This is a genomic window from Cupriavidus sp. 05L310 (genome assembly GCF_056398185.1).
Genome location: NZ_JBFTOX010000016.1, coordinates 1 through 16,509, shown reverse-complemented (window position 1 = coordinate 16,509; position 16,509 = coordinate 1). Strand labels below are relative to the sequence as shown.

The 16,509-nt window shown below is 64.5% G+C and carries 19 protein-coding genes; 3 read left to right on the top strand and 16 right to left on the bottom strand.

Annotated elements, in window-relative coordinates:
• Positions 1 to 83: 83 nt before the first annotated feature.
• The 3 genes from secB to AC1DS6_RS13685 form a co-directional block, all read right to left on the bottom strand.
• Positions 84 to 602 carry a protein-export chaperone SecB gene (secB, locus tag AC1DS6_RS13695; RefSeq protein ID WP_441626966.1) on the bottom strand — a complete coding sequence of 173 codons (519 nt, stop codon included), beginning with the start codon at positions 600 to 602 and terminating at the stop codon, positions 84 to 86.
• A gap of 160 nt (positions 603 to 762) precedes the next feature.
• A complete protein-coding gene (grxC, locus tag AC1DS6_RS13690; RefSeq protein ID WP_035861020.1) occupies positions 763 to 1,020 on the bottom strand; it encodes a glutaredoxin 3 in 258 nt (85 codons plus the stop codon).
• Positions 1,021 to 1,155: 135 nt separating this feature from the next.
• Positions 1,156 to 1,569: a rhodanese-like domain-containing protein gene (locus AC1DS6_RS13685; RefSeq protein ID WP_441626963.1), complete on the bottom strand. Its 414-nt coding sequence runs from the start codon at positions 1,567 to 1,569 to the stop codon at positions 1,156 to 1,158.
• A 140-nt stretch (positions 1,570 to 1,709) separates the two neighbouring features.
• On the opposite strand from AC1DS6_RS13685, the gene gpmA reads away from it, so the two are divergent.
• The 3 genes from gpmA to AC1DS6_RS13670 all read left to right on the top strand — a co-directional run bounded on the left by gpmA (position 1,710) and on the right by AC1DS6_RS13670 (position 5,039).
• Positions 1,710 to 2,456, top strand: a complete 747-nt coding sequence (gene gpmA / locus AC1DS6_RS13680; protein ID WP_477102594.1) for a 2,3-diphosphoglycerate-dependent phosphoglycerate mutase — start codon at positions 1,710 to 1,712, stop codon at positions 2,454 to 2,456.
• Between the two features lie 165 nt (positions 2,457 to 2,621).
• A complete protein-coding gene (locus tag AC1DS6_RS13675; RefSeq protein WP_441626959.1) occupies positions 2,622 to 4,214 on the top strand; it encodes a S41 family peptidase in 1,593 nt (530 codons plus the stop codon).
• A gap of 51 nt (positions 4,215 to 4,265) precedes the next feature.
• Entirely contained in the window at positions 4,266 to 5,039 is a 774-nt protein-coding gene (locus AC1DS6_RS13670; RefSeq protein WP_441626957.1) for a HesA/MoeB/ThiF family protein, read from the top strand.
• Between the two features lie 7 nt (positions 5,040 to 5,046).
• Here the strand turns inward: AC1DS6_RS13670 and mnmH are convergent, their stop codons facing one another.
• The 13 genes from mnmH to AC1DS6_RS13605 all read right to left on the bottom strand — a co-directional run.
• Positions 5,047 to 6,159, bottom strand: coding sequence for a tRNA 2-selenouridine(34) synthase MnmH (gene mnmH, locus AC1DS6_RS13665; RefSeq protein WP_441626955.1), 1,113 nt, complete (start codon positions 6,157 to 6,159; stop codon positions 5,047 to 5,049).
• Entirely contained in the window at positions 6,159 to 7,226 is a 1,068-nt protein-coding gene (selD, locus tag AC1DS6_RS13660) for a selenide, water dikinase SelD (protein WP_441626953.1), read from the bottom strand. The genes mnmH and selD overlap by 1 nt, the downstream gene beginning before the upstream one ends.
• Before the next feature lie 275 nt (positions 7,227 to 7,501).
• On the bottom strand, positions 7,502 to 7,981 hold the full coding sequence (bfr, locus tag AC1DS6_RS13655; RefSeq protein WP_035861007.1) for a bacterioferritin: 480 nt from the start codon (positions 7,979 to 7,981) through the stop codon (positions 7,502 to 7,504).
• A gap of 111 nt (positions 7,982 to 8,092) precedes the next feature.
• Positions 8,093 to 8,389 (bottom strand): (2Fe-2S)-binding protein, encoded by a 297-nt coding sequence (locus AC1DS6_RS13650; protein ID WP_045241377.1) that lies wholly within the window; start codon positions 8,387 to 8,389, stop codon positions 8,093 to 8,095.
• 244 nt (positions 8,390 to 8,633) lie between these two features.
• Positions 8,634 to 10,409 carry a phosphoenolpyruvate--protein phosphotransferase gene (ptsP, locus tag AC1DS6_RS13645; RefSeq protein ID WP_441626950.1) on the bottom strand — a complete coding sequence of 592 codons (1,776 nt, stop codon included), beginning with the start codon at positions 10,407 to 10,409 and terminating at the stop codon, positions 8,634 to 8,636.
• A gap of 137 nt (positions 10,410 to 10,546) precedes the next feature.
• The gene (locus tag AC1DS6_RS13640; RefSeq protein WP_035861002.1) at positions 10,547 to 10,816 is read right to left on the bottom strand and encodes an HPr family phosphocarrier protein; all 270 of its coding nucleotides are present in this window, start codon (positions 10,814 to 10,816) and stop codon (positions 10,547 to 10,549) included.
• Positions 10,785 to 11,240, bottom strand: a complete 456-nt coding sequence (locus AC1DS6_RS13635; protein ID WP_035860999.1) for a PTS sugar transporter subunit IIA — start codon at positions 11,238 to 11,240, stop codon at positions 10,785 to 10,787. The genes AC1DS6_RS13640 and AC1DS6_RS13635 overlap by 32 nt, the downstream gene beginning before the upstream one ends.
• A 90-nt stretch (positions 11,241 to 11,330) precedes the next feature.
• A complete protein-coding gene (gshB, locus tag AC1DS6_RS13630; protein WP_441626948.1) occupies positions 11,331 to 12,284 on the bottom strand; it encodes a glutathione synthase in 954 nt (317 codons plus the stop codon).
• A gap of 86 nt (positions 12,285 to 12,370) precedes the next feature.
• Complete coding sequence (gene gshA / locus AC1DS6_RS13625) at positions 12,371 to 13,666, bottom strand: glutamate--cysteine ligase (RefSeq protein ID WP_035861103.1); 1,296 nt, start codon at positions 13,664 to 13,666, stop codon at positions 12,371 to 12,373.
• 293 nt (positions 13,667 to 13,959) lie between these two features.
• Positions 13,960 to 14,157: a hypothetical protein gene (locus tag AC1DS6_RS13620; RefSeq protein WP_441626946.1), complete on the bottom strand. Its 198-nt coding sequence runs from the start codon at positions 14,155 to 14,157 to the stop codon at positions 13,960 to 13,962.
• A gap of 28 nt (positions 14,158 to 14,185) precedes the next feature.
• Positions 14,186 to 15,718 (bottom strand): ammonium transporter, encoded by a 1,533-nt coding sequence (locus AC1DS6_RS13615; protein WP_045241381.1) that lies wholly within the window; start codon positions 15,716 to 15,718, stop codon positions 14,186 to 14,188.
• 31 nt (positions 15,719 to 15,749) lie between these two features.
• Positions 15,750 to 16,088 carry a P-II family nitrogen regulator gene (locus AC1DS6_RS13610; RefSeq protein WP_006159494.1) on the bottom strand — a complete coding sequence of 113 codons (339 nt, stop codon included), beginning with the start codon at positions 16,086 to 16,088 and terminating at the stop codon, positions 15,750 to 15,752.
• 64 nt (positions 16,089 to 16,152) lie between these two features.
• Positions 16,153 to 16,509, bottom strand: a 357-nt coding sequence (locus AC1DS6_RS13605) for a TorF family putative porin (protein ID WP_441626944.1), incomplete at its 5' end; no start/stop codon positions are given.

Genomic DNA, 16,509 nt, shown 5'->3' with positions numbered 1-16,509 from the left:
TCAAAGCCGCATTCATCAAGTAACGCGGGCCGGAAAGACAAAACGGGGCCGAGGCCCCGTCTTTGCAACTGACTGCAGCAGGATCAGTGGCGAGCCTGGCTGCCGTCGGGCATCACGATGCCGCTGCTGCCGCCCTGTGCGGCTTCGGCTTCTTCCATGGCTGCCTGCAGGCGTTGTTCGTACAGCGCCTGGAAGTTGATTTCCGACAGGTGGATGGCCTGGAAGCCGGCGCGGGTGATCACGTCAGCGATATTGCCACGCAGGTACGGGTAGAGAATGGTCGGGCAAGCGATGCCCAGCAGCGGGTCGAGCTGCTCCACCGGCACGTTGCGGATATCGAAGATGCCGGCCTGGTGCGCTTCCACCAGGAAGGCAACCTTGTCCTGCACCTTGGTGGTCACGGTACCGGTCACCACCACCTCGAAGATGCCTTCCTGCAGCTGCGAGGCACCCACGTTCACCTGCACTTCCACGGCCGGTGCTTCGGTCTCGAGGAAGATGCCGGGCGAATTCGGCTGTTCGAGCGACATGTCCTTCAGGTACACACGCTGGATGTTGAAGAACGGCTGGTCTTCCTGCTGATTGTTTTGCTGGTCGCTCATGAAAGGCTTCCGGAAAGAGGCGTTGGGCACCTGGCGTACGGACCATCTGCGCCACGGGCTGGAATGGCCCTGGCAACGGCCCGGGTCGGCACCCGGTTGGAAAACGCATATGGTACATGACGCGGGTGACGAATTCACCCGCGCCGAGGCTGCGGGGCCTTCAGGCAGCCAGCAGGGGCACCAGCCCGCCCTGGCGATCGAGCGCCGAGAGGTCGTCGAAGCCGCCCACATGAGTCTCGTCGATGTAGATCTGCGGCACGGTGCGGCGGCCTGTGCGCGTCATCATTTCCTCGCGCTTGCCGGGCTCGCGGTCGATCAGGATCTTCTCGATCGCGTCGACGCCCTTGGCCTTCAGAAGGCGCTCGGCCATCTGGCAATACGGACAAACTACCGTGCTGTACATCACAACGCGGGCCATGCGGTTCTCCTTGAAAAACGGGACTCTGGTCGTAGCTCGGGTGCCGGCAAGCCAGGACTGCGCCACACCGGACAAAGACGGGCGCCCTGCTGGCGCGGCGACGGGGCATGCCCCCGGAGCCGCTTCAGGCGCCCCTTACTTGACTAAGGGCAGGCCGGCTTGCTGCCAGGCGGCCAAGCCGCCTTCGAGCGAATAGATCTCACTGTAACCGGCTTCCTTCAAGACTGCTTGACCCTTGCCCGAGCGCTGGCCGGTCTGGCACACGACGATGATTGGGACGGATTTGTCCTTTGCAAGGCCGGCGGCACGGCTGGGAAGATCCGCGAGTGGCGCGCTCTTGGCTTGCGGCAGGTGGCCCTTGGCGTATTCGGTGGCTTCCCGGATATCCACGACCACCGCATTGCGCTTGTTGATCAGCTGGGTCGCGGCGGCCGGATTGACGGTCTTGCCGGCGGTTCCGCGCGTGATGGCGGGCCAGGCCAGCAGGCCGCCCGACACCACGGCGAGGGCGATCAAGGCAAGGTTGTTGTAGTCGGCGAAGAAATTCACGTTGGCATTCCGGTGGGTTGAGTCGGCGGCATTATAAAATAGACGGTTTCGTGCCCGCGACCCGCCATTGTCTCCTACTTGACACAACTGCGGCGGTATGTGGCATGGCGCACACAGGTTTCTCACGCTTTGGAAGCAGCATGTACAAACTCGTTCTCATCCGCCACGGCGAATCCACGTGGAATCTCGAAAACCGCTTCACTGGCTGGGTCGACGTCGACCTGACCGACACCGGCGTGGCCCAGGCCAAGCTGGGAGGCAAGCTGCTGCGGGAAGCCGGCCTGGGCTTCGACGTAGCCTATACCTCGGTGCTGAAGCGCGCTATCCGCACGCTGTGGCACGTGCAGGACGAAATGGACCTGATGTGGATCCCGGTCCGGAACGAATGGCGCCTGAACGAACGCCACTACGGCGCGCTGTCGGGCCTGAACAAGGCCGAGACCGCCGCCAAGTTCGGCGACGAGCAGGTGCTGGTATGGCGCCGCAGCTACGACACGCCGCCTCCGGCGCTCGAAACGGACGATCCGCGCGTCGCGTACGACGATCCGCGCTATGCCCAGGTGCCGCACGAGCAGATCCCGCTGACCGAATGCCTGAAGGACACGGTGGCCCGCGTGCTGCCGCTATGGAACGAATCCATTGCGCCCGACATCAAATCGGGGAAGCGCGTGGTGATCGCAGCCCATGGCAACAGCATCCGCGCGCTGGTGAAGTATCTGGACCAGGTCTCGGATGACGATATCGTTGGCATCAATATCCCCAATGGCACCCCGCTCGTGTACGAGCTGGACGCCGACCTGCGCCCGCTGCGTCATTACTACCTGGGCGACCAGAAAGCGATCGCCGCCTCCCTGGCCGCCGTGGCGAACCAGGGCAAGGCACGCTGAGGCAAGGGCCGGGCGGGCGCCGCCCAGGCGCATCGCCCGGCCGCCTCATGCAGTGGATCAGGCCTTTTTTGCCGCTCCCTCTTATACTGTCGGACAAAACCGGCCGGTGTGATACGCCAGGCCGGCTCCGACACAGCACAATCCTCACACGTTCAGGCAGCCCTCATGCGTAAGACGCTCAAGAACATAAGTCTTGTTTCTGCCGGACTCGTTGCCGGCGTGCTCGCCACGCTGCAGCTATCGGCCACCGCGCAGAACTCTTCAGGGCCCCTGCCGCTGGAGCAACTGCGCCTGATGGCGGACATCTTTGGCCAGATCAAGCGCGAGTACGTAGAGCCGGTCGATGACAAGAAGCTGCTGACTGAAGCCATCAAGGGCATGGTCGCCAGCCTGGATCCGCATTCGGCCTATCTGGACGAGAAGGATTTCAAGGAACTGCAGGAAGGCACGCGCGGCCGCTTCGCCGGCCTGGGGATCGAAATCTCCCAGGAAGAAGGGCTGGTCAAGGTGATCAACCCGATCGAAGACACACCCGCCTTCCGTGCCGGCATCCAGCCCGGCGACCTGATCACCCGTATCGACGACAAACCCGTGCGCGGCCTGCCGCTCGAACAGGCTGTCAAGCGCATGCGCGGCGAACCGGGCACCAAGGTCACGCTGACCATCTATCGCAAGAGCGAGGAACGCACCTTCCCGGTGTCGATCACGCGCGCCGAGATCCGCGTGCAGTCGGTCAAGGCCAAGCTCATCGACAACGACAAGCTCGCCTGGGTGCGGCTGACCAGCTTCCAGGAGCGCACCGTGGCGGACCTGGGCAAGAAACTGGACGAACTGGCGCAAAAGAACCCGAACCTCAAGGGCGTGATCCTGGACCTGCGCAATAACGGCGGCGGCGTGCTGCAAGGCGCGGTCGGGGTAGCGGCAGCGTTCCTGCCCGATGACGTGACCGTGGTCTCGACCAACGGCCAGGTGCCCGACGCCAAGCGCGTCTACAAGACCACGTTCAACAACTACCGGCTGTCGTCCCTCGAAGACGATCCGCTCAAGAGCCTGCCGGCGCTGTACAAGAAGATCCCGATGGTGGTGCTGACCAACGCCTACTCGGCATCAGCCTCCGAAATCGTCGCCGGTGCGCTGCAGGACCACAAGCGTGCGCTGATCATGGGCAAGACCACCTTTGGCAAGGGCTCGGTGCAGACCGTGCGTCCGCTCACCAACGACACCGGCATCAAGCTGACCATCGCGTACTACTACACGCCGACGGGCAAATCGATCCAGGCCAAGGGCATCCGCCCGGACATCCCGGTCGACCAGAACCCGGAAGGCGATCCTGACGACGCGCTGATCACGCGCGAAATCGACACCGAGCGCCACCTGCATAACAAGCAGGAGTCGGAGGAGCCCGAGATGAACGAGCGCGAGCAGCGCCGCGTCGAGGAGTTGCGCCGGCTGGAGGAAGACAACGCCAAGAAGTCGCCGGAAGAGCGCGACAAGGAACGCAAGAAGAAGCCGATCGAATTCGGTTCGGCCGAGGACTTCATGCTGCAGCAGGCGATCGCACAGCTCGAAGGCCAGCCGGTCAAGCGCTCGAAGTCCAAGCTCGAAGCCGTGGCCGTGTCGGACAAGCCGGCCAAGCCGGCCTCCGCGAAGTCTGGCACCACCCCGGCCAAAGCTGGCGGCAAGACACCAGCCAGCGCCCCGCCGGCGAGCGCACCGATTGGAACGCCGCTGGGCACGCCGACCGGCAAGGCTCCCTGAAAACCTGATGGACGACAGCGGCCCCGCGGGGCCGCTTTTGCATTGCACGCCATGAACGACGATCAACTGCTGCGCTATTCGCGGCATATCCTGCTCGACGAACTCGGCATCGAGGGACAGAGCCGGCTGCTGGCCAGCCACGCGCTGGTGATTGGCGCCGGCGGCCTGGGCGCCGCAGCCCTGCCCTACCTGGCCTCCGCCGGCGTTGGCACCATTACCGTGGTCGATGACGACGTGGTCGACCTGACCAACCTGCAGCGCCAGGTCATCCATACCACCGCCAATGTCGGCCGACCCAAGGTGGAGTCTGCGCGTGAAGGCATGCTGCGCATCAACCCCGGCATCGACGTCCGCCTGGTGCAGGCTCGCGTGGGCGCCGCCGAACTGGCGCAACTGGTGGCCGGGGCCGATGTGGTGCTCGATTGCTGCGACAACTTCGACACGCGCCAGGCGGTCAACCGCGCCTGCGTGCGGCACAACGTGCCGCTGGTGTCCGGCGCTGCGCTGCGCTTCGACGGGCAGATCAGCGTGTTCGACCGCCGCCAGCCGGGCGCACCCTGCTATGCCTGCCTGTTCCCGCCCTCACAGCCGGCGCAGGAAGTGGCCTGCGCCACCATGGGCGTATTCGCGCCGCTGGTGGGCATGGTCGGCACCGTGCAAGCGGCAGAGGCGCTCAAGCTGCTGATGGGGATCGGCACCACCCTGGCCGGCCGGCTGCTGATGGTCGATGCGCTCGGCATGGAATGGACCACCATGCGCCTTGGGCGCGTGCCGGATTGCGAAGTCTGCGGCGGCGGCGAGGCCCACGGGGACGCCGGCCACTAAGCGCCAGTCATGCGCGCGTACGCTCGCGCAGGAAGGCGAGCGCGGCGGTGCGCTCGCCGCGGAATACGATCCTGGCCTCGCGCCGCTCGCGCTGGTAGGCATACATGGGATCGTAGTATTGCCGCAGCAAAACCCCGATCCATCCCCGGTGCAGCTCGGTCTGGCCCGACTCGGCCTGGCGCTCCAGCGCCTGCCCCAGCAAGTCGGAGAGCCGCTCGTAGAGGGCTCCGCCGAGCCGCCTGGATATTGCCGCCATCGCATCCCGCAGGCGTGCGGCATAAGCGGCGAATCCCGCCTCCTCGCCAAGCGCCTCGATGAATTCCTGCGACAGGCCAAGCACGTAGTCCTCCAGCACACGATCCACGCGCGCCTCGAAAGGCTCCTCGAGCCAGACCAGCGGCGCCGCCTGCATGGCGAGGTAGAAGGACTGCGGCAGGTTCCGGGCGCCGATGAAGCGCCCTTCGTCCTCGACCACCAGGGCAGCACGCCCGCTCGCGCGGTGGCGCAACAGCGCGACCGCCAGATCGCTCTCGAAATCGATTTGCGTGGGCTGCGCGACCGCGCGCCGGCCGAAACTGGAACCGCGATGGCGGGCCTCGCCCTCCAGGTCGATGGCCGCATCCTGGCTAGCCATCAGGTCGGCGATCAGCTCGGTCTTGCCGCTGCCAGTCAGTCCGCCCAGTATCAGCAGGCCGCACTCGGCGGCGGCGGCATCGATGACGTCGATCAGGTAAGCGCGCATCGCCTTGTAGCCGCCCGTCACGCGCGGATAGGCAATGCCGGCATCGTCGCGCAGCCACTGCTGCACGATCTGCGAACGCATGCCTCCCCGGAAGCAATACAGATAGCCCTCCGGATGCGCCCGCGCAAACGCCGCCCAGGCGGCGGTGCGCGCGGCGCGGACGTCGCCGCTCACAAGGCGGTGGCCCAGCGCGATCGCGGCCTGCTGCCCCTGCTCCTGATAGCACAAGCCCACCTGGTGGCGCTCGTCGTCGTCCATCAGCGGCAGGTTCACCGCGCCAGGGAACGCACCGCGCGCGAATTCCACCGGCGCGCGTACATCGAGCAAAGCGGCACCGGACAGGAAAAGCCGGCGGAAATCGCACGCATCGTCGCGCATCAGATCACCTCGACGGCGTACTGGCCCTGCACCACCATCTCACCAACCGGTGCCAATGCCAGGCCGGACTCGGCACAGGCAGCGTGGAATTCGGCTTCGCCGGCAGGCTCGACCGCCACCAGCAGACCGCCGCTGGTTTGCGGATCGCACAGCACGGCGCGCTGCACCTCGCTCAGCGCGCCGCCCAGGTTGCCTATGCCGGCGCCAATCCGCGCGCCATAGCTATCGAAGTTGCGCTGCGTACCGCCAGGCACGCAACCGGCGTCCACATAGCGCAATACCTCCGGCAGCAGCGGCACCGCCGAGTAGTCGAGGCGAGCGGTAAGGCGGCTGCCATCGGCCATTTCAACCAGGTGCCCGAGCAGACCAAAGCCGGTCACGTCCGTCATGGCCCGCACGCCGGCCAGCTTGCCAAAACGGCTGCCGGGGCGGTTGAGCACGCACATCCAGTCACGCGCCAGGTGCGCATCCTGCGCGCGCAGCCGGCCCTGCTTCTCGGCCGTGGTCAACACGCCGATGCCCAGCGGCTTGGTCAGGTAAAGGCGGCACCCGGCGGTGGCGGTATCGTTGCGCTTCAGGTGCGCGCGGTCGACCACACCCGTCACCGCCAACCCGAAGATGGGCTCCGGGGCATCGATGGAATGCCCGCCGGCAAGCGGGATGCCGGCATCCTCGCAGGCGCGCCGACCACCGGCCACCACCTCGCGCGCCACCTCGGGTGGCAGCAACTTCACCGGCCAGCCGAGGATGGCGATGGCCAGCAACGGATCGCCCCCCATCGCATAAATGTCGCTGATGGCATTGGTGGCGGCGATGCGTCCGAAGTCGAAGGGATCATCGACGATCGGCATGAAGAAATCGGTGGTGGAAACCACGCCGCGGCCGTGATCCAGCCCGTCCAGCGCGTAGACGGCCGCGTCGTCGCGGGAGGCATTGCCGACCCACAGGCGCGGGTCGAGATGCTGATTGCCGCTGCCGGCCAGGATCACATCGAGCACCTGTGGCGATATCTTGCAGCCGCAGCCGGCACCATGGCTGTACTGCGTCAGGCGAATGGGTTCTGCCATGATCCTCGGCTCCTGTTTCGTGGCGTTTGCGAATGCGTGCGCTCGCTCATCTGCACCCTATATGCTATCTGGCGCCTCTCGCCGCTGCACGCGCGGATCGCGGGCAAGCTGGCGCCGGCACGGCAACGGCGATGGCTGCGAAGCGACTGGCAAGGAATGGGAATCCGAATGAGAAGAGTTACTACCCGGATGCGGGGAGAGGCGGCAGCACCGAACGGCGCCGCGCGAGCGCGGCCACTGCGTTCTTGCGAACCCGCGGCCGACTGCTGGGCGGATTACTGCTCGCCCGGCTCCATCTGCGACTGCAGATAGTTCGGCAGACCAACCTTGTCGATCAGGTCGAGCTGCGTTTCGAGGTACTCGATATGCTCTTCGGTGTCGGTCAGGATGTCGACCAGGATCTCGCGGCTAACGTAGTCGCCCACCGATTCGCAGTAAGTAATGCCTTCCTTGACGGTGGCATGCGCGCCTTGCTCGAGCTTCAGGTCGCACTTGAGCATTTCCGGGGTGTCTTCGCCCAGCAGCAGCTTGTTGAGGTCTTGCAGGTTGGGCAGCCCATCGAGCATGAGGATGCGGTCGATCAGGCGATCGGCGTGCTTCATCTCGCCGATGGATTCTTTGTACTCCACGTCGCCGAGCTTCTTGAGGCCCCAGTGGCGGTACATGCGAGCATGCAGGAAGTATTGGTTGATCGCGGTCAGCTCGTTCTTCAGCTGCGCGTTCAGATGTTGGATGACCTTCTTGTCACCTTTCATAGGAGGCTCCTGTAGCAACGGGCCCCCGCAAAAACGCGAAGCGGCGCAAGACGCGCCGCATGCAGTCTGAACGACCGAAACCGCGCCGTAACCTGATAGTTACGGGCGAGTTCAAGCAACCAGCTCGGTACGCTGATCGTTCGCGACTGCCGGGTCCCGAGTGTCCATTATGGCACGTGGACCCGAAGGCGAACAGGAGGAAATGTCCACGACCTGGATGGTGGCGACCTTGACATTGCGGACCGCGGCGACGCCTTCGCAAAGGACCTGTTGCGCGCATTCGCGGCAACGGCCACAGCAGGTGCCCACGCCCAGCGTTTCAGCCAGCTCGTCGAGCGTGGCCACGCCAAGATGCGCGGCCCCATGGATTTCTCGGTCAGTAACCTGATTGCAGATGCAAACGTACACAAATCCCTCCTTGAGAGAGGGGTGACACCGGCATGTCACCCGCGATGTACGTCAGAATATCAGAGATCGAAAATGATAACAATTCCCATTAAGCCACAAAATGTACATGCCAACCACACGGCACTTACGCAGGAAATTGTGGATTGAGACAACGTCACAAGCCGCATTAAAGTGCCTTATAATGCTCACTGAGAGTGTTGCATTTCCCGAAAAACCTTAGTCTGTACAGGGTTGTCAGTCGCAATCAGAGCTGCTTCAGCGCGCAGGCCAGTTCCTCCGGCTCGTAGGCGCTCAGCACCTGCTCGACCAGCCGTTCCAGCCGTTCGCAGTCGGCATGCAGGACTTCCTGCTTGACCCGCAGCAACTGCGAAGGATGCATCGAGAATTCGCGCAGCCCCATGCCCAGCAGTAGCCGGGTCATGGCGGGATCTCCGGCCATTTCGCCGCACACCGCCACCGGCACGCCGGCGTGGTTGGCCTCGCGGATGGTGCGCGCGATCAGTTGCAGCACCGCCGGATGCAGCGGGTCGTAGAGATGGGCCACGGCGTTATCGGCGCGGTCGATGGCAAGCGTGTACTGGATCAGGTCGTTGGTGCCGATGGAGAGGAAATCCATGCGCCGCAGGAACAGCGGCAGCATCAGCACGGCGGCCGGGATCTCGATCATCGCTCCGACCCTGATAAACGGGTCGAAAGCCTGGCCACGGACGTCAAGCTGGCGCTTGGCCTGTGCGATCAGGTCCAGAGTCTGGTCTATCTCGCGCGCGTGGGCCAGCATCGGGATCAGCAGCCGCACCGGCCCGAAGGCCGAGGCCCGCAGCAATGCACGCAACTGGGTCAGGAACATGGCCGGCTCGGACAGCGACCAGCGGATCGCGCGCAAGCCGAGCGCGGGGTTGAGCGCGGTTTCGAAATCGTCGCCGCGCCCATCGCGCCCCTCCCGGCCATCCAGCGGCTTGTCGGCGCCGATATCGATGGTGCGGATGGTGACCGGCAGCCCGTGCATGGCGTCCACCGCGCCGCGATATGCCTGGAACTGCTCTTCCTCGTCGGGCAGCTCCCCGCGTCGGTTCATAAACAGGAATTCCGAGCGGAACAGGCCCACGCCGACCGCGCCGGCGGTCAGCGCCGCGGTCGCGTCTTCGGACATCTCGATATTGGCCAGCAGGTCGATCTCAAGCCCGTCCAGCGTCACGGCAGGCGTATGGCGCAGGCGTTGCAGGCGCTTTTTCTCCAGTGCCCGCTCGCTCTGCCTGTGCCGGTATTCCTCGAGGATGATGGCCGACGGATCGACGATGACCAGGCCGGCATCGCCATCGATGATGACCCAGTCGTCCTGGCGGATGAGTTCGCTGGCGCTTTGCACGCCCACCGCGGCAGGGATGTCGAGGCTGCGCGCGACGATGGCGGTATGGGAGGTGCGCCCGCCGAGATCGGTCACGAAGCCGTGGAACACGGTATGGCGAAACTGCAGCATGTCGGCCGGCGAGATGTCGTGGGCCACCACGATCACGCCGGGTGCCGGCTCGCCATCGGGCGCCAGGGACGAAGGCGGCACCGGGGCCGGCGCCAGCACGGCCGCGCCGGCCAGCACCTTGAGAATGCGCTCGACCACCTGGCGGATATCCGCCTTGCGTTCGCGCAGGTATTCGTCCTCGATTTCGTCGAACTGCCGCATCAGTTCTTCGAGCCGCGTGGTCAGCGCCCATTCGGCGTTATAGCGCCGGTTGCGGATCAGTGCCTCGGGCTCGCGCGCAAGCGCCTCGTCGTCGAGGATCATCGCATGCACATCAAGGAAGGCGCCCAGCTCTTCCGGGGCTTCGCGCGGGAGATCGCGCTTTAGCGTGACCAGTTCGGCCCGCACCGCCGCGCGTGCCGCGCGCAGGCGTTCCACCTCGGCCTCAAGCCGATCTTCGTCGACCAGGTAATGGGAGACATCAAGCGCAGCAGGCGCCAGCAAATGCGCGCGCCCGATGGCGACGCCGCGCGAGACCGGGATGCCGTGCAGGGCAAATGGCATGTACCGCTCCGTCAGGAACGTTTAAAAAGTCTGGCCAGGGCCAGCAACCTTGGAAGCGGTGCCAGGATGAAACGAAGCGGCCCTGGCCAGGCGCGCCGCGGCGTTCCGTGCCGCCGCTTTCATCCCGAATCGGCTTCCTACTCTCCTTCGCCGAAGCGGTTGGCGATGAGCGCCAGCAACGCGTCCATCGCCTCTTGCTCATCGGGTCCGTCGGTCTCGATGGTCACGGTGGAGCCGATGCCGGCGGCCAGCATCATCACGCCCATGATGCTCTTGGCGTCGACTTGCCGACCGTTGCGCGACATCTTGACCTGACTGACGAAGTTACCCGCCAGTTGCGTCAGCTTGGCGGAAGCCCGTGCATGCAGCCCGAGCTTATTGATGATGTTGGTGTCCCTCTGCAGCATATTTGTCGGGATGATTTGCGATCTGGTTCTGGACGGTGGTGGAGCCTACCTGCAGCACACCCTGCGAGCCTCCCGCCAGCGCCTTGAGGGCAAGCTGGTCGAGTTTCTCGGTACGGTAGCAAATGGCACGCACCAGCATGGGAAGATTGACGCCGGCGAGCACCTTGACGCGGCCCGGCTCGGCGAGGCGGGCCGCGATATTGGCCGGCGTGGCACCAAAGATATCGGTCAACACCAGCGCGCCATTGTCTTCGCTGACCTCGGCCAGGCGCCGCCGGGCTTCGGCCAGCACGGCCGCAGGCTCGGCGTCGGGCATGACGTCGATGGCTTCAAGCCGTTGCGGCTGGCCGCAGTAGACGTGGGCGGCGCACTCGCGCAATGCCGAAGCCAGCGGGGCGTGCGCGATGATCAGGATGCCTGCCATGGTGGTGAATCCGTTGGATTGACGCGATTGTAGCAGGCACGCTGGCCGGAGATTCAGCTCGGCGCCCCGGTTTGGCGCGGCGCCAACAGCTCAGCGGCCACGGGCCTGCACGGCTTGCTCCAGCGCATCGATAAACATGGCGGCAACCTGGAAGCCGGTCTGCTGGGTGATTTCCTGAAAACAGGTCGGACTCGTCACATTGACTTCGGTGAGGTAATCGCCGATCACATCCAGCCCGACCAGCAGCAAACCGCGCTCCCACAGGCCCGGCGCCAGCGACTCGGCGATTTCGCGGTCGCGCGCGGAAAGCTCCTGGGCGCGGCCGGTACCACCCGCGGCCAGGTTGCCGCGCACTTCGCCATCCTTGGGAATGCGCGCCAGCGAATATGGCACGGGCACGCCGCCGATCAGCAGGATGCGCTTGTCGCCGTCCTTGATGGCGGGGATATAGCGCTGCACCATCAGGGTGCGCGCGCCGTCCTCGCCCAGGGTCTCGATGATGGCGCCAAGGTTCATGCCGTCCGGGCCGACCCGGAAGATTCCCATCCCGCCCATGCCGTCGAGCGGCTTGAGAATGACATCGCGATGCTCCGCATGGAAAGCGCGGATACGGTCGGCATCCCGCGTGACCAGCGTCGGCGTGATGAATTCGGGATACTGGGCAATCGCCAGCTTCTCGGAATGGTCGCGAACCGCCTGCGGCTTGTTGAACACATTGGCGCCCTGCGACTCCGCCAGTTCCAGCAGCCAGGTGCTGGTGACGTATTCCATGTCGAACGGCGGGTCCTTGCGCATCAGCACGGCATCGAAGCCCGTCAGCAGCTGCAGGCTGGCCTCGCCGGTGCGGTACCAGTCATGCGGATCGCCTGTGAGTTGCAGCGGATGCACAACCGCCTCCACCTGGTCGGCCGACAGCGACAGCTGCGACTGCAGGCAAGAAAACAGCTCGTGCCCGCGCTCGACCGCCTCGACCATCATGGCGTACGTCGAATCCTTGTAGGTCTTGAAGGTGTGCAGCGGATCGGTAATAAACAGAATACGCATGATGGCTCGTCCCGGTCGCAGGGTTGCCGCGTGGTTTGCGCGGCGCGTCAAGGCGCCGCCAGCGGGGCAGCGCCATTTCAGACATGTCAGAGAATCGGATTCGGGTCCGTCTTCTCGAGTTCCAGCGACGCCGCCAGCAAGGCCAGCCTCGCCACCACGCCGTACATGTAGAAACGGTTCGGCACCGCTGCGCCAGGCTTGGCATGGCTGTCGGGAATGCCATTGGGCGCGAAGGCCAGTGGCACGAAATGCATGCCCGGCGCATTCAGGTTCTCGTCGTTGCCGCGGCCTGTATGGACGCGGTAGAAGCCGCCGACCACATAGCGGTCGATCATGTACACCACCGGCTCGGCCACCGCCTCGTTGACCTTCTCGAAGGTGTGCACCCCTTCCTGGATGATGACGTCGTTGACCTCAAGGCCTTCCTTGACGACGCTCATCTTGTTGCGTTCCTTGCGGTTCAGCCCCTTGATTTCGGAAGGATCCTTGATGGTCATGATGCCCATGCCGTAGGTGCCCGCGTCGGCCTTGACCACCACATAGGGTGTTTCCTTGATGCCGTACTCGCGGTACTTCTTGGCGATCTTCTTGAGCACGCCTTCGACCGAGTCGGCCAGTGCCTCTTCACCCACGCGCTCGTGGAAATCGATGCCCGAGCACTTGGCGAAGTACGGGTTGACCATCCACGGATCGACGTCGATCAGCTTGGCAAACTTCTTGGCAACCTCGTCGTAGGCGGCGAAATGGCTCGACTTGCGGCGCGTCGACCAGCCCGCGTGCAGCGGCGGCAGCAGGTATTGCTCGTTGATGTTCTCCAGGATCGGCGGAATGCCGGCGGAGAGATCGTTGTTGAGCAGGATCGAGCAGGGATCGAAGTCCTTCAGCCCCAGGCGGCGACCGCGCGCGCCCAGGCGGGCCAACGGCTCCACCACCAGCGTCTGGCCGTCGGGCAACTCGATCGGGGTCGGTTCGGTGATGTCTTCGGACAGCGAGCCCAGGCGGACATTAAGACCGGCCTGGCGCATGATCAGCGACAGCCGCGCCACGTTCTGCAGGTAGAACATGTTACGGGTGTGGCGCTCGGGGATCAGCAGCAGGTTCTTGGCGTCCGGGCAGATCTTCTCGATTGCCGCCATGGCCGCCTGGACGGCCAAGGGCAACATTTCGGGCGCCAGGTTGTTGAAGCCGCCGGGGAACAGGTTGGTATCGACCGGGGCCAGCTTGAAGCCGGCATTGCGCAGGTCGACCGAACAATAGAACGGAGGCGTATGTTCCTGCCATTCCAGCCTGAACCAGCGCTCGATGGACGGCGTCGCATCCAGGATCTTTTTTTCCAGCTCGAGCAGCGGACCGTTCAGCGCGGTGATGAGATGCGGGACCATATACATCCTAGTGATCGTCTTTATCGTTCGCCCAGATTGTAGAGGAACGGCCAATTGGCTGCTGGCGCCGCCTGAATAAGCATATGCGAGCGACAGCATAAGGGATAAGGGATACGGATATGGGGGTGCGGCTCAGGAATAAAAGGGGGGGGGTGGGCGCAGGAGCAATCGGAGACACTTCCGGGCGACCTGCCGGCGAGGGCCGCGGGCAGGAAAAAAAAAGCGCGACCGGAGCCGCGCTTTCAAATGGCCTGACAGATACGGGGAGCGTTCTGCAGGTGGAGGAAACTGCCTCACTCGCACTGTATGTGCGCTACCCCCTGAAAACAATTGAAGCTTTTTAAGATCGGATTTAAGCACTTTGCGAAGAACAGCGCCGCCATCCCGGCCAATGACGGCGGGATGCGCCCCGATTCCGCCACGAAGCGTGCCGCCTGACCGAAAAAAGCCCGGCACAAGGCCGGGCGAAACTCCTGAGAGAAGATTCCCAATCAGCTCTCCAGCACAACACCATTGCGATCAGGCTTCATACGCGGTCTCGCCGTGCGAGGTGATATCCAGGCCCTCGCGCTCTTCTTCTTCCGGCACCCGCAGGCCGATCAGCATATCCACCAGCTTGAAGGCCACGAAGGCCACCACGCCCGACCACACGATGGTGGTAAGCACGCCTTCGAACTGGATCCACAACTGGCCCATGATCGAATAGTCGTCCGCCACCTTATTGGTCACGTAGTCGTAAATCCCCGTGCCGCCCAGGCTCGGCGAGGCAAACACGCCGGTCAGCAACGCACCCAGGATGCCGCCCACGCCGTGCACGCCAAAGACATCCAGGGAGTCGTCCATGCCCAGCAGCTTCTTCAGGCCGGTCACGCCCCACAGGCACAGCAGGCCAGCGGCGATACCGATCACGATGGAGCCCATCGGGCCCACGAAGCCGGCCGCCGGGGTGATGGCCACCAGGCCTGCCACCGCGCCCGAAGCGCCGCCCAGCATCGAGGGCTTGCCCTTGCTGATCCATTCGCCGAAGGTCCAGGACAGCACTGCGGCGCAGGTCGCCAGCAGCGTGTTGACAAAGGCCAGCGCAGCCGAACCGTTGGCTTCCAGCGCCGAACCGGCGTTGAAACCGAACCATCCGAACCACAGCAGCGAGGCGCCGACCATGGTGAAGGTCAGGCTGTGCGGACGCAGGGCCTCACGGCCGAATCCGATGCGCTTGCCGAACATGAAGGCACCCACCAGGCCAGCGACGGCTGCGTTGATGTGCACCACCGTGCCGCCGGCGAAGTCGAGCGCGCCCTTCTGGAACAGCCAGCCAGCCTTGGCGGTGGCTGCGGTACCTGCTGCCGCGTCGGTGTACAGGTCAGGACCGGGCCAGAACCAGACCATATGGGCCATCGGGATGTACGAGAAGGTGAACCACAGCACCACGAACACCAGCACGGCCGAGAACTTGGCGCGTTCGGCAAAGGCGCCGATGATCAGGCCGCAGGTAATGGCCGCGAAAGCGCACTGGAATGCGAAGTAAGCCAGTTCCGGCACCACCACGCCCTTGCTGAAGGTGGCAGCCACGGCATCGACGTTGAGCCCCTTCATGAAGAGCCGGTCGGTGCCGCCAAAGAAGGCGTTGCCCTCGGTGAAGGCGAAGCTGTAGCCGTAGATGGCCCACAGCAGCGACACCAGCGAGAAGATCACCAGGCACTGCATCAGCACCGACAGCATGTTCTTCGAGCGGACCAGGCCGCCGTAGAACAGTGCCAGGCCCGGCAGCGTCATCAGGATCACGAACGCCGTGGAAACCAGCAGCCACGCGGTATCGCCCTTGTTGGGCACCGGTGCAGGCGCCGCGGCGGGGGCGGCAGCCTCTGCAGGCGCAGCCGCCGCTGCCGCGGGAGCAGGGGCAGCTGCAGGTACGGCGGTGGCAGCGGCCGGCGCGGAGGCTTCGGGCGCGGGCTTGTCCTGTGCCACGGCGTGGGTGGACAGGCCGATGCCGGCCGTGCCCAGGGCCAGCGCCACGGCGCCGGTTGTCAGGATGCGCTTGAACCAGGATTTCATTGTGATTAACCTCTTGTCGTTGGGCTGTGCGTCACAGCGCGTCGCCGCCGGTCTCGCCGGTACGAATGCGGATGACCTGCTCGATGGGCGCGACAAAGATCTTGCCGTCGCCAATCTTGCCGGTCCGCGCCGATTTCTCGATCGCCTCGATGGCCCGGTCGACCACATCGTCCGGGACGGCCACTTCGATCTTCACCTTGGGCAGGAAGTCCACGATGTACTCCGCGCCCCGGTACAGTTCGGTGTGACCCTTCTGGCGACCGAAGCCCTTGACTTCAGTCACGGTGATGCCGGACACGCCCACATCCGAGAGCGCTTCGCGCACCTCGTCGAGCTTGAACGGCTTGATGACGGCGATGATCAGTTTCATCCGATTTCTCCTCTGAGCGGGACGGCCCGGCGTGCGTCCGGCGCCCGCTCAACCTGATGCGTGTTTAGAAAGTCTTGGTGATCGAAGCCCAGGCGGTAGCCTTGCCGACATAGCGGCCAGACGTATTGGTGTAGACCGAGTTGTGGGCATTGGTATCGATATAGGCGATCGCCAGTGCGAAGCCCTTGCCCAGGTCCTTGGTCAGCCCCAGCTTCCAGTCCGTGTACGAGGCGCTGTTCACGTGTTTCACGTTCTGGTAGCCCACGTGGGCGTTCAGCGTCAGGTCCCAGAAATTCAGCGGCACATTGGCCGACAGGTCGGCGTAGTAGCTGTACTTGCTGTCGGCGAATCCGAACAGGTTGGTCAGCGCCTGCGAATACTTGAAGAACACAGGACCGTAGCCGGCGCCGACATACACTTC